The organism is Citrobacter sp. 506 (assembly GCF_050434985.1).
GTDB classification, from domain to species: Bacteria; Pseudomonadota; Gammaproteobacteria; order Enterobacterales; family Enterobacteriaceae; genus Citrobacter; species Citrobacter braakii.
Genome location: NZ_JBNDJN010000003.1, coordinates 361894 through 375191, shown reverse-complemented (window position 1 = coordinate 375191; position 13298 = coordinate 361894). Strand labels below are relative to the sequence as shown.

Annotated in this window: 10 protein-coding genes; 6 read left to right on the top strand and 4 right to left on the bottom strand. The window is 53.1% G+C overall.

Annotated elements, in window-relative coordinates; translation table 11 throughout:
• Positions 1 to 3 precede the first annotated feature (3 nt).
• A complete protein-coding gene (locus ABIE10_RS14745) occupies positions 4 to 945 on the bottom strand; it encodes an electron transfer flavoprotein subunit alpha/FixB family protein (RefSeq protein WP_016155671.1) in 942 nt (313 codons plus the stop codon).
• A 15-nt stretch (positions 946 to 960) separates the two neighbouring features.
• Positions 961 to 1731, bottom strand: a complete 771-nt coding sequence (locus ABIE10_RS14740; protein ID WP_016155670.1) for an electron transfer flavoprotein FixA — start codon at positions 1729 to 1731, stop codon at positions 961 to 963.
• Between the two features lie 481 nt (positions 1732 to 2212).
• On the opposite strand from ABIE10_RS14740, the gene caiT reads away from it, so the two are divergent.
• From caiT to caiE, 6 genes are all read left to right on the top strand, one after another.
• On the top strand, positions 2213 to 3730 hold the full coding sequence (gene caiT, locus ABIE10_RS14735) for an L-carnitine/gamma-butyrobetaine antiporter (protein ID WP_019078351.1): 1518 nt from the start codon (positions 2213 to 2215) through the stop codon (positions 3728 to 3730).
• Between the two features lie 34 nt (positions 3731 to 3764).
• Positions 3765 to 4907, top strand: a complete 1143-nt coding sequence (gene caiA / locus ABIE10_RS14730; protein WP_003018898.1) for a crotonobetainyl-CoA dehydrogenase — start codon at positions 3765 to 3767, stop codon at positions 4905 to 4907.
• A gap of 105 nt (positions 4908 to 5012) precedes the next feature.
• On the top strand, positions 5013 to 6230 hold the full coding sequence (caiB, locus tag ABIE10_RS14725) for an L-carnitine CoA-transferase (protein WP_429156147.1): 1218 nt from the start codon (positions 5013 to 5015) through the stop codon (positions 6228 to 6230).
• A gap of 62 nt (positions 6231 to 6292) precedes the next feature.
• Positions 6293 to 7846, top strand: a complete 1554-nt coding sequence (caiC, locus tag ABIE10_RS14720) for a crotonobetaine/carnitine-CoA ligase (RefSeq protein WP_429156145.1) — start codon at positions 6293 to 6295, stop codon at positions 7844 to 7846.
• Positions 7847 to 7900: 54 nt separating this feature from the next.
• On the top strand, positions 7901 to 8686 hold the full coding sequence (gene caiD / locus ABIE10_RS14715) for a crotonobetainyl-CoA hydratase (protein ID WP_000004376.1): 786 nt from the start codon (positions 7901 to 7903) through the stop codon (positions 8684 to 8686).
• A gap of 60 nt (positions 8687 to 8746) precedes the next feature.
• Complete coding sequence (caiE, locus tag ABIE10_RS14710; RefSeq protein WP_049042508.1) at positions 8747 to 9343, top strand: carnitine operon protein CaiE; 597 nt, start codon at positions 8747 to 8749, stop codon at positions 9341 to 9343.
• Between the two features lie 42 nt (positions 9344 to 9385).
• Here caiE and caiF read toward each other — a convergent pair whose 3' ends face one another.
• Positions 9386 to 9781: a carnitine metabolism transcriptional regulator CaiF gene (caiF, locus tag ABIE10_RS14705; RefSeq protein WP_016151651.1), complete on the bottom strand. Its 396-nt coding sequence runs from the start codon at positions 9779 to 9781 to the stop codon at positions 9386 to 9388.
• Between the two features lie 272 nt (positions 9782 to 10053).
• Positions 10054 to 13281 carry a carbamoyl-phosphate synthase large subunit gene (carB, locus tag ABIE10_RS14700; RefSeq protein ID WP_047498316.1) on the bottom strand — a complete coding sequence of 1076 codons (3228 nt, stop codon included), beginning with the start codon at positions 13279 to 13281 and terminating at the stop codon, positions 10054 to 10056.
• Positions 13282 to 13298 lie beyond the last annotated feature (17 nt).

Here is a 13298-nt window from a genome sequence, read left to right as displayed (position 1 = left end):
GGTTTAACGCGCTAAAGCAGCCGTCAGCGCAGGCAGGATCTTCAGTGCATCGCCAACGATGCCAAAATCCGCATACTGGAAGATCGGCGCATTTTTATCTTTGTTGATGGCGAAAATCGTCTGCGCGCCGTTGGCGCCGACCATATGTTGGATCTGCCCGGAGATCCCCACGGCCAGATACAGTTCCGGCTTGAGCATCAGGTTGGAGATGCCGACGTAGCGTTCGTGCTCCATCCACTTCTCGTTTTCCGCCACCGGACGGGAGCACGCCAGCTCGGCACCAATCGTCTGGCACAGCGCCTCCGCCAGCGAGATATTTTCTTTGCTGCCGATCCCGCGTCCCACGCTAACCACCAGACGGGCTTTGTCGAGGTCGACGCTGTTGCTCTGACGTGCCTGAGTTGCCGTACGAGTAACGGCTACAGCCGGAGCCTGCCATGACACACTGTGCACCTCGCCGCTGCGGGCGGTATCCGGTTGCTGCGCGTCAAACGTTCCACTGCTGAGCGTTATCACGGCGAACGGTGAAGCGATTGTTTCTGCCCCCATCGCCAGGCCGCCGTAGACCATATGTTTTACCGCCGCTTTTCCGTCCTGCACGGCGACTGCACTGGCGTCATTTGAGACCGCTGCCGACAAGCGAAAACCCAGTTTTGCCGCTAACAGCTTGCCGCGACGCGTATTCGGCAGCAGCACCGCCCCGCCCTCGCTGTGCTGACGAATAGTTTCGGCCATCACATCAGCGTAGTCTTCGACCATACGGTCTTCTGGTTTACCGCTGAGTAACCAGACATCATCTGCGCCTAAATGGCATGCCGTCGCGCAGTCCGCTTCACTCAGCACAAACGTGTTAACTTTTTCACCTAAAGCCTGCGCACCATTCATCAGTTCCGGCAGACGAGAAGGGGTATCGCTGAATACCCAGATACTGGAAAATTTGTTCATAACATCCCCTGATAATTAAATGATTTTGCGAAGATTCTCGACAAACGCGGCAATCTGTTCTTCACCGTCACCTTCAATTACAACGCGCTGACGCTCGCGCTGCTTCGGTGCAGCAACGTGTTGTTCGGAATATGCCTGCGCGCTGTTCAGGCCAATGTCTGCCGGCGACCAGACCTGAACCGGTTTTTTCGCCGCGCCAAGAATGGCTTTCATGGAAGGGATTTGTGGGGTGTTGATGTCCGTTGAGACCGCGATCACCGCCGGAAGCGGAATGCTCAGAGTTTCGACTTCATCTTCAAGTTCACGCTCTACCGTCAAAGTGCTGTCAGTAAGAGAGAGGATTTTACTCACGCCGTTAATCGCCGGAACGTTCAGCGCTTCGCCCACCAGCAGACCAACCTGCTGAGCATAAAGATCGGAAGAACCGTCACCGCAAATAAGCAGATCGAAACCTGCTTTTTGCGCGGCGGCTGCCAGCGCGCTGGCAGTTTGTTGCGGCAGCGCCTGCTCAAATTGATCGTCAATAACAACAATCAGTTCATCTGGGCCACGGGAAAGCACATCTTTTCGCCCTTTTGCATTGGTCAGCGCTTTGCCGCCGACGCTCATGGCCACAACCAGGGCCTCTCCTGACTGTTGTTTCAACTGACAAGCCGCTTCGATCGCATTCAGATCATACTGGCTTATTTTGCCATCCGCTTTGCTGAAATCGAGTGAACCATCAGCATTATTAATCGCAATATCCTGTTCATCAGGTACGCATTTGTAGCAAGTAATTATCTTCATTGCATCTCCAGAAATCATGAAGGAAACGTATTTATATCGGCAGTGTTAAATACAGATATCACGCTCTTTAATTCGGAAATAAAACCTTAATCACCAATATTGAAAATGTCACACATTGAAATTCGTAACTTTCAATAGTGTTATGCACCTCACCAATATTGAAAGAATCACGTCAAATATGAAAATTTTCAATATTGTCTGCGGGTTCAACAATATTGAACGCCAGCCACTTAAAAAAGTTAAAAAACCACATTCAACTAATTGATTAAAAACAAAAAACATCAAATTTTTAAGCGAATTACTCAGCATAAAAAAGTGTGACTAAGATAACAGAACCACCCGATATGAATACTCATTATGGGTTACTCACTGAGGCGCTCCCAGAGGTTAAAAAGTTATCAACAAATCATTAATAATAAATAAACAAACGATCATGCACGGGCACGCTAAATAAGTTTCGTTTTCACACTGGAATTCACTTATGAAAAATGAAAAGAGAAAATCGGGAATTGAACCGAAGGTTTTTTTTCCGCCATTAATAATAGTTGGGATACTTTGTTGGCTAACTGTAAGAGATCTCGATGCCGCTAACGTCGTTATTAATGCGGTATTCAGTTATGTCACCAATGTCTGGGGCTGGGCATTTGAATGGTATATGGTCGTCATGCTCTTCGGCTGGTTCTGGTTGGTCTTTGGCCCGTATGCCAAAAAGAAATTAGGCGACGAAAAACCAGAGTTTAGTACCGCCAGCTGGATTTTTATGATGTTCGCTTCCTGTACATCCGCCGCGGTGCTGTTCTGGGGTTCCATCGAGATCTACTACTACATCTCCACCCCGCCGTTTGCTCTCGCACCTAACTCCACGGGCGCGAAAGAGCTGGGCCTGGCGTACAGCCTGTTCCACTGGGGACCGTTGCCGTGGGCAACCTACAGTTTCCTTTCCGTGGCTTTCGCCTACTTCTTCTTTGTGCGCAAGATGGACGTCATCCGTCCCAGCTCCACGCTGGTACCGTTAGTGGGCGAGAAGCATGCAAAAGGGCTGTTCGGCACCATCGTTGATAACTTCTATCTGGTGGCGCTGATCTTCGCGATGGGTACCAGCCTCGGTCTGGCCACTCCGCTGGTAACCGAGTGCATGCAGTATCTGTTCGGTATTCCGCATACGCTGCAACTCGACGCAATCATCATTACCTGCTGGATCATATTGAACGCCATTTGCGTGGCCTGCGGCCTGCAAAAAGGGGTGAAGATCGCCAGCGACGTGCGTAGCTATCTGAGCTTCCTGATGCTGGGCTGGGTGTTTATCGTCAGCGGCGCCAGCTTCATCATGAACTACTTCACCGACTCCGTCGGCATGCTGTTGATGTATCTGCCGCGGATGCTGTTCTATACCGATGCCATCGGTAAAGGCGGCTTCCCACAGGGCTGGACCGTCTTCTACTGGGCGTGGTGGGTCATTTACGCCATCCAGATGAGTATCTTCCTGGCCCGTATTTCGCGTGGTCGTACCGTCCGTGAACTGTGCTTCGGGATGGTGCTGGGCCTGACCGCGTCGACCTGGATCCTGTGGACAGTCCTTGGCAGCAACACGCTGCTGCTGATGGATAAAAACATTCTCAACATCCCGCAGCTGATTGAACAACACGGCGTGGCGCGCGCCATTATCGAAACCTGGGCTGCTTTACCGCTCAGCACCGCCACCATGTGGGGATTCTTCATCCTCTGCTTTATTGCCACGGTGACGCTGATTAACGCCTGCTCTTACACCCTGGCGATGTCCACCTGTCGTGAAGTCCGCGATGGTGAAGAACCGCCGCTGTTAGTGCGTATCGGCTGGTCCGTTCTGGTCGGCATCATCGGTATCGTTCTGCTGGCGCTGGGTGGGCTGAAGCCGATTCAGACCGCGATTATCGCCGGAGGATGTCCGCTGTTCTTCGTCAACATCATGGTGACGCTGTCCTTTATTAAAGACGCCAAAGTGCACTGGAAAGACAAGTAATTCTTATTAACCCAATTGATCAAGAGGCTGAAAGATGGATTTCAACTTAAATGACGAGCAGGAGCTGTTTGTCGCCGGTATTCGTGAATTGATGGCCAGTGAGAACTGGGAAGCTTATTTTGCCGAGTGCGATCGTGACAGCGTCTACCCTGAGCGTTTTGTTAAAGCGCTGGCGGATATGGGCATTGATAGTCTGTTGATTCCTGAAGAACACGGTGGACTGGAAGCGGGTTTTGTTACCGTCGCTGCAGTCTGGATGGAACTCGGACGCCTGGGCGCACCAACCTACGTGCTGTACCAGTTACCGGGCGGTTTTAACACGTTCCTGCGTGAAGGGACTCAGGAGCAAATCGATAAAATCATGGCGTTCCAGGGCACCGGTAAGCAGATGTGGAACTCTGCCATCACCGAACCGGGAGCGGGATCGGATGTTGGCAGCCTGAAAACCACTTATACACGTAAAAATGGTAAGGTTTATCTTAATGGCAGTAAGTGCTTTATCACCAGTAGCGCCTATACCCCGTACATCGTGGTTATGGCGAGAGATGGTGCATCGCCGGATAAACCTGTTTACACCGAGTGGTTCGTTGACATGAGCAAAGCGGGTATCAAGGTCAACAAGCTGGAGAAACTCGGTCTGCGCATGGATAGCTGCTGTGAAATCACCTTTGACGACGTTGAACTGGACGAGAAAGACATGTTCGGTCGGGAAGGTAATGGTTTCAACCGCGTGAAAGAAGAGTTCGATCATGAACGTTTCCTTGTCGCACTGACCAACTACGGTACGGCAATGTGCGCTTTTGAAGACGCCGCGCGCTACGCCAATCAGCGCGTGCAGTTTGGCGAAACGATCGGCCGTTTCCAGCTGATTCAGGAGAAGTTCGCGCATATGGCGATCAAACTGAATTCCATGAAAAACATGCTGCTTGAAGCGGCATGGAAAGCGGATAACGGCACCATTACTTCGGGCGATGCGGCAATGTGCAAATACTTCTGCGCCAACGCTGCGTTTGAAGTGGTCGATACCGCCATGCAGGTGCTGGGCGGTGTAGGTATCGCGGGTAACCATCGCATCACGCGTTTCTGGCGCGATCTGCGCGTTGACCGTGTTTCTGGTGGCTCTGATGAAATGCAGATCCTGACGTTGGGTCGTGCGGTACTCAAGCAATACCGCTAATTCAGCACGATTCGTAGGCCGGATAAGGCGTTTACGCCGCCATCCGGCAACATGCCCGGTGGCGCTGCGCCTACCGGGCCTACAAAAAATGCCAGGAGCAAAATTATGAATCATTTACCAATGCCAACCTTTGGCCCACTTGCCGGGGTACGCGTGGTTTTTTCAGGGATCGAAATTGCCGGCCCGTTCGCCGGACAGATGTTCGCCGAATGGGGTGCTGAGGTTATCTGGATTGAAAACGTCGCATGGGCCGATACCATCCGCGTGCAACCTAACTATCCACAGCTCTCACGCCGCAACCTGCACGCCCTGTCGCTGAATATTTTCAAAGATGAAGGCCGGGAAGCGTTTCTGAAGCTCATGGAAACCACCGATATTTTCATTGAAGCCAGTAAAGGCCCGGCCTTTGCTCGCCGCGGTATTACCGATGACGTGCTGTGGGAACATAACCCGAAACTGGTTATCGCCCACCTTTCCGGCTTCGGCCAGTTTGGTACCGAGGAGTACACCAATCTTCCGGCATATAACACCATCGCGCAGGCGTTCAGCGGCTATCTGATCCAAAACGGTGATGTTGATCAGCCGATGCCTGCCTTCCCGTACACCGCCGATTACTTCTCCGGGATGACCGCGACGACAGCAGCGCTGGCAGCCCTGCACAAAGTACGCGAAACGGGTAAGGGTGAAAGCATTGATATCGCCATGTACGAAGTGATGCTGCGCATGGGTCAGTACTTCATGATGGACTACTTCAACGGTGGCGAAATTTGTCCACGCATGACCAAAGGCAAAGACCCGTATTACGCTGGCTGCGGTCTCTATAAATGCGCCGATGGCTATATCGTCATGGAGCTGGTCGGCATCACGCAAATCAACGAGTGCTTCAAGGATATTGGCCTCGCCCACATTCTTGGCACACCGGAAGTCCCGGAAGGCACCCAGCTTATCCATCGCGTGGAATGCCCTTACGGCCCGCTCGTGGAAGAGAAACTGGACGCCTGGCTGGCAAAGCACACCATCGCCGAAGTCCAGGCGCGCTTTGCTGAGCTGAATATCGCCTGCGCGAAGGTACTGACCATTCCTGAACTGGAAGGCAACCCGCAGTACGTTGCCCGTGAATCCATTACTCAGTGGCAAACGATGGACGGCCGCACCTGCAAAGGGCCGAACATCATGCCGAAATTTAAAAACAACCCAGGGAAAATCTGGCGTGGCATGCCGTCACACGGCATGGATACCGCCGCCATTCTGAAAAACATTGGTTATAGCGAAGCAGACATAAATGAGCTGGTCGGCAAAGGCCTGGCCAGAGTTGAGGAATAAACGCGACGCGCTGACCCGCTGGTTGGTTAGCGCTCACGCCTGATTTCAGTGGATAAAGCATTATGGATATCGTTGGCGGACAAAACTTACGTCAGATGTGGGACGACCTGGCCGGGGTGTACGGAGATAAAACGGCGTTAATTTTCGAATCCTGCGAAGGAATCGTTCGGCAGTATAGCTATGCCTCGCTCAATGAAGAGATAAACCGCACGGCGAACCTTTTCCATTCCTTAGGGATCCGCAAGGGCGACAAGGTCGCATTGCATCTGGATAACTGTCCGGAATTTATCTTTTGCTGGTTTGGACTGGCAAAAATTGGCGCCATTATGGTGCCGATTAATGCCCGCTTGCTGGGCGAAGAGAGCGCCTGGATCCTGCAAAACAGCCAGGTGAGCCTGCTGGTCACCAGTGCCGAGTTTTATCCTATGTACCGCCAGATACGGCTGGAAAATACCACTCCGCTTAATCATATCTGTCTGATTGGCGAGCAGCTTCCGGTTGACGACGGCGTGAGCCACTTTACCCAACTGCAAGCCCGCCAGTCGACTAATCTGTGCTATACGCCTGCGTTATCCACTGACGATACGGCGGAAATTCTGTTTACCTCAGGCACCACCTCGCGGCCTAAAGGGGTGGTGATTACCCACTACAACCTGCGCTTTGCGGGCTACTACACCTCCTGGCAAATCGCTCTGCGCGATGATGACGTCTATATGACGGTGATGCCCGCTTTCCATATAGACTGTCAGTGTACGGCTGCCATGGCTGCCTTCTCCGCAGGCAGCACCTTTGTGCTGGTGGAGAAGTACAGCGCCAGGGCGTTCTGGGATCAGGTGCGTCGATATCAGGCGACGGTCACCGAATGCATCCCGATGATGATCAGAACGCTGATGGTCCAACCCGCAGCCACAACGGACAGACAGCATCACCTGCGCGAAGTGATGTTCTATCTCAATTTATCCGAACAGGAAAAAGATGCCTTTATCGAACGCTTTGGCGTCAGACTGCTGACCTCCTACGGTATGACCGAAACCATCGTGGGCATTATTGGCGATCGCCCTGGAGACAAACGGCGCTGGCCTTCTATTGGTCGCGTGGGTTTTAGCTATGAAGCCGAAATCCGTGACGATCACAACCGTCCCCTGCCCGCCGGAGAAATTGGCGAAATCTGCATTAAAGGCGTGCCGGGAAAAACAATCTTCAAAGAGTACTACGCGCAACCCGACGCTACTGCCAAAGCGCTGGAACCTGAAGGGTGGTTACATACCGGTGATTCGGGTTACCAGGATGCGGACGGTTTTTTTTATTTCGTCGACAGACGCTGCAACATGATTAAACGCGGTGGGGAAAATGTCTCCTGCGTCGAGCTGGAAAATATTATTTCTGCGCATCCGAAAATTCAGGACATTGTGATTGTCGGTATTAAAGACTCGATCCGTGATGAAGCCATTAAAGCTTTTGTCGTCCTTAATGAGGGCGAAACATTAAGCGAAGCTGAGTTCTTCAGCTTCTGCGAAAACAATATGGCGAAATTCAAGGTTCCTTCTTTTATGGAGATAAGAACCGACCTGCCGCGCAATTGTTCAGGAAAAATAATCAAAAAAAATCTGAAATAACCCTTCCGGTCGGAATTCCTCCGGCCGGGAAACCTAATTATCTGGAGATGAACTATGAGTGAATCATTACATCTGACCCGTAACGGCCCGATCCTGGAAATTACCCTTGACCGGCCTAAAGCCAATGCCATTGACGCTAAAACCAGCTTTGCAATGGGGGAAGCTTTTCTTAATTTTCGTGATGACCCGGAATTACGCGTAGCAATTATCACCGGCGGCGGAGAGAAATTCTTTTCTGCGGGCTGGGACTTAAAAGCGGCGGCCGAAGGTGAAGCGCCGGATGCCGATTTTGGCCCAGGCGGCTTCGCTGGTTTAACCGAAATTTTCGACCTCGATAAGCCGGTCATCGCCGCGGTAAACGGCTACGCGTTTGGCGGCGGTTTTGAGCTGGCGCTGGCGGCGGATTTTATCGTCTGTGCGGAAAATGCCAGCTTCGCGCTGCCGGAAGCAAAACTCGGGATCGTGCCTGACAGCGGCGGCGTACTGCGTCTACCTAAACTGCTGCCACCAGCTATCGTCAACGAAATGGTGATGACCGGCAGACGAATGAGCGCCGAAGAAGCACTGCGCTGGGGCATCGTCAACCGCGTTGTCAGCCAGAGCGAACTGATGGATAGCGCGCGCGAACTGGCGCAGCAGCTGGTAAATAGCGCCCCGCTGGCTATCGCCGCGCTGAAAGAGATTTACCGTGCGACCAGCGAAATGCCGGTGGAAGAAGGCTACCGGTACATCCGCAGCGGTGTGCTGAAGCACTATCCATCGGTGCTGCACTCGGAAGATGCGCTCGAAGGACCACAGGCATTTGCGGAAAAACGCGATCCGGTATGGAAAGGTCGTTAATGTGCCTATGCCGGATAAGGTATTTACGCCGCAATCCGGCAATAAAACCGAGATAAGACAATGAGCTATTACGCCTTTGAGGGCCTGATTCCGGTGGTACATCCGGATGCCTATGTCCATCCCAGCGCTGTGCTGATTGGCGATGTCATTGTGGGGGCCGGGGTTTATATTGGTCCACACGCCTCATTGCGCGGTGACTATGGTCGCCTGATTCTGGAAGCCGGTTCTAACCTGCAGGATGGCTGCATCATGCATGGCTACTGCGACACCGACACTATCGTGCATGAGAATGGACACATCGGCCATGGCGCAATTCTGCACGGCTGCGTGGTGGGCAGAGATGCGCTGATTGGCATGAACAGCGTGATTATGGACGGCGCGGTGATTGGCGAAGAGAGCATTGTCGCCGCCATGAGCTTTGTCAAAGCCGGATTTCAGGGAGAGGCAAGGCAGATGCTGGTTGGTTCACCGGTTCGCGTACTGCGTGAAGTCACGGACCAGGAGCTGGACTGGAAACGGCTGAACACCAAAGAATATCAGGACCTTGTAATCCGCTGCCAAACAGGACTACACGAAACCTTGCCATTAACGCAGGTCGAAAAAAACCGGCCGCGCCTGAAAGGCACGACGGACGTAAAGCCAAAATCAGCACGGTAATTTATGCCGGAGAAGCGCTCACGCCGATCCGGCAAATCACCATTATCGACGCATGCTCTTGGAGAGCATCATCTGCCATTTCTGCTCACGGTTAAGCTCTGTTGGGGGAACCGCTGGCAGTCGCGGCGTTTTCGCCACACTCACCTTTTTTTCCTGCAAATTGTGATTCAATCGTCTGTAGAGATGAGAATCAATACTGATGACTTTCACCAAACGCTGGCACTGGCAGCCGCGGCCTGCAATTTGATTAGGGATCATCTTAACTTCACAAACAATTTCTCCCACTTCCGACAGAATATAAGAGAGCGTATTAATTGCTTTGCAGTGTTCAATATCAAAATGGCGGGAAATTTCCTTTGCTGTGATCCAACGATCTTCAGCCATCATCCAGTCAGCAATTAACAAATAAAGCGGTCTTTCAACATATTTTTCACACATAAGCACACCATTTCACAAATTAAAAATCTGGCTACGGCCTGTCCAAATTAATAAAAACTAAGCCATATTAAAATTGTGGATATAAGGGATAGTATGCGACTTGAATGTTGATTAGTGTGAGCAATATCGTGCTTATTACATTGAAAATGTGGTTATGGAAACACGGTTGGCCAGGAATGACCTTATGAGAGATAAAAAAGGGTTTCTTTACAGAAACCCTTTCCAAATTATATTGCAGGCCCGGTTAGCGCAATTATCACCGGGCCTTTTTTTTATGACTTTTTGATCTGCGCGTGCATTTCCTGAACCGAGGTCACCTTCTCGGTAGCATCGGCATTCAGCGCCATCGCCGTTGCGAAACCACCGTTCAGGGTGGTGTCATAATGCACTTTGTACTGCAGTGCGCTGCGGCGAATCAGCTTGGAGTCTTCAATAGCCTGACGGCCTTCGGTAGTGTTGATGATGTAAGTGTACTCGCCATTCTTGATACGGTCCTGAATGTGCGGACGGCCTTCATGCACCTTGTTCACCAGACGTGGATTGATACCCGCTTCGCCCAGCACAATCGCGGTGCCGTGCGTCGCATCCAACTCGAAACCAAACTTCAGCAGCTTCGCCGCCAGGTCAACCACGCGCTCTTTATCGCCTTCGCGAACGGAGAGCAGCGCACGACCCTGTTTTTTCATGGTGGAGCTGCTGCCGAGCTGTGCCTTGGCGAACGCTTCCGCGAAGGTACGGCCCACGCCCATCACCTCACCAGTAGAGCGCATTTCTGGCCCTAACAGCGGATCAACGCCCGGGAACTTGTTGAACGGCAGCACCACTTCTTTTACCGAGTAGTACGGCGGAATAACTTCTTTGGTGACGCCCTGCTGTGCCAGCGTTTTCCCGGCCATCACGCGCGCTGCAACTTTCGCCAGCGGTACGCCCGTTGCCTTGGAGACGAACGGAACGGTACGCGCCGCACGCGGGTTCACTTCAATCAGGTAAACTTCGTTATTCTTCACCGCAAACTGGACGTTCATCAGACCGCGAACCTGCAGTTCGAAGGCCAGTTTCTGCACCTGCTGGCGCATCACATCCTGAATTTCCTGGCTCAGGGTATACGCAGGCAGAGAACATGCGGAGTCACCGGAGTGCACGCCCGCCTGTTCGATGTGCTCCATGATGCCGCCAATCAGCACCATTTCGCCGTCGCAGATGGCGTCCACGTCCACTTCAACCGCGTCATCAAGGAAACGGTCCAGCAGTACCGGCGCATCGTTAGAAACGCTGACCGCGGTCTGGAAGTAGCGACGCAGGTCGGCTTCGTCGTAGACGATTTCCATCGCGCGGCCGCCGAGAACGTAGGACGGACGCACCACCAGCGGGTAGCCAATCTCTTTCGCCTTCTCAACCGCCATTTCAATGGCGGTCACGGTGGCGTTAGCCGGTTGTTTCAGCTTCAGACGGTCAACCGCCTGCTGGAAGCGTTCACGGTCTTCCGCACGGTCGATAGCATCCGGGCTGGTGCCGATAACCGGCACGCCTGCCGCTTCCAGCGCGCGCGCCAGCTTCAGCGGAGTCTGGCCGCCGTACTGCACGATAACGCCTTTCGGCTTCTCGATGCGCACGATTTCCAGCACGTCTTCCAGCGTTACCGGCTCGAAGTACAGACGGTCAGAGGTATCGTAGTCGGTAGAAACGGTTTCTGGGTTACAGTTGACCATGATGGTCTCGTAACCGTCTTCGCGCAGCGCCAGCGAGGCGTGTACGCAGCAGTAGTCGAATTCAATGCCCTGACCGATACGGTTTGGACCACCGCCCAGCACCATAATCTTGTCACGATCCTGAGTTGGATTCGCTTCGCACTCGTCTTCATAAGTGGAGTACATGTAAGCGGTGTCGGTGGCAAATTCTGCCGCGCAGGTATCCACGCGCTTGTAGACCGGGTGCAGGTTATATTGGTCACGCAGCTTGCGGATTTCCGCTTCGCGTACGCCGGCCAGTTTCGCCAGACGCGCATCGGCGAAACCTTTGCGCTTCAGTACGCGCAAGAAGTCAGCGTCGAGGCCGTTGATACCAAGGTCTGTGACTTTTTCTTCCAGGCGCACCAGTTCTTCAATCTGCACCAGGAACCAGCGGTCGATGTTGGTCAGGTTGAACACGCCATCGACGGACAGACCAGCACGGAAAGCATCGGCGATGTACCAGATACGCTCGGCGCCCGCGTCTTTCAGCTCGCGGCGGATTTTGGTCAGCGCTTCCGGGTCATCCAGACTTACTTTCGGGTCGAAGCCGGTCGCGCCCACTTCCAGACCGCGCAGCGCTTTTTGCAGAGACTCTTGCTGGGTGCGGCCAATCGCCATCACTTCACCGACAGATTTCATCTGGGTGGTCAGACGGTCGTTAGCGCCAACAAATTTCTCGAAGTTGAAGCGTGGAATTTTCGTCACAACGTAGTCGATGGACGGCTCAAACGAAGCCGGAGTCCGCCCGCCGGTGATGTCGTTCATCAGTTCGTCGAGGGTGTAACCTACCGCAAGCTTGGCTGCGACTTTAGCAATCGGGAAGCCGGTTGCTTTGGACGCCAGCGCCGAGGAGCGGGAGACGCGCGGGTTCATCTCGATAACAATCAGACGGCCGTTTTTCGGGTTTACCGCAAACTGGACGTTAGAACCACCGGTTTCAACACCGATTTCACGCAGTACCGCCATCGAGGCGTTTCGCATGATTTGATATTCTTTGTCGGTCAGCGTCTGGGCTGGCGCAACGGTGATGGAGTCACCGGTATGGATGCCCATCGCGTCGAAGTTTTCGATGGAGCAGACGATGATGCAGTTGTCGTTTTTATCACGCACCACTTCCATCTCGTACTCTTTCCAGCCAATCAGCGATTCATCAATCAGCAGTTCGTTGGTTGGGGAAAGATCCAGACCGCGTTCGCAAATTTCTTCAAACTCTTCGCGGTTGTAGGCGATACCGCCGCCGGTGCCACCCATGGTGAAAGACGGACGGATTATGCACGGGAAGCCGACGTCAGCGGCAACCGCCAGCGCTTCTTCCATGGTGTGAGCGATGCCTGAACGCGCGGTGTCCAGACCAATCTTCTTCATCGCGATGTCGAAGCGACGACGGTCTTCCGCTTTATCAATGGCATCCGCCGTCGCGCCAATCATGGTCACGCCGAACTCAGCCAGTACGCCCTGGCGTTCCAGCTCCAGCGCACAGTTCAGCGCCGTCTGACCGCCCATGGTTGGCAGCACCGCATCCGGGCGCTCTTTCTCAATGATTTTGCGTACCACTTCCCAGTGAATCGGCTCGATGTAGGTGGCATCGGCCATTTCCGGGTCGGTCATGATGGTCGCCGGGTTGGAGTTCACCAGAATAACGCGGTAACCCTCTTCACGCAGGGCTTTACACGCCTGCGCGCCGGAATAGTCAAACTCACACGCCTGACCGATAACGATCGGACCCGCGCCCAGAATCAGGATACTTTTTATGTCTGTACGTTTTGGCATGGCTCTTTTACTCCTGA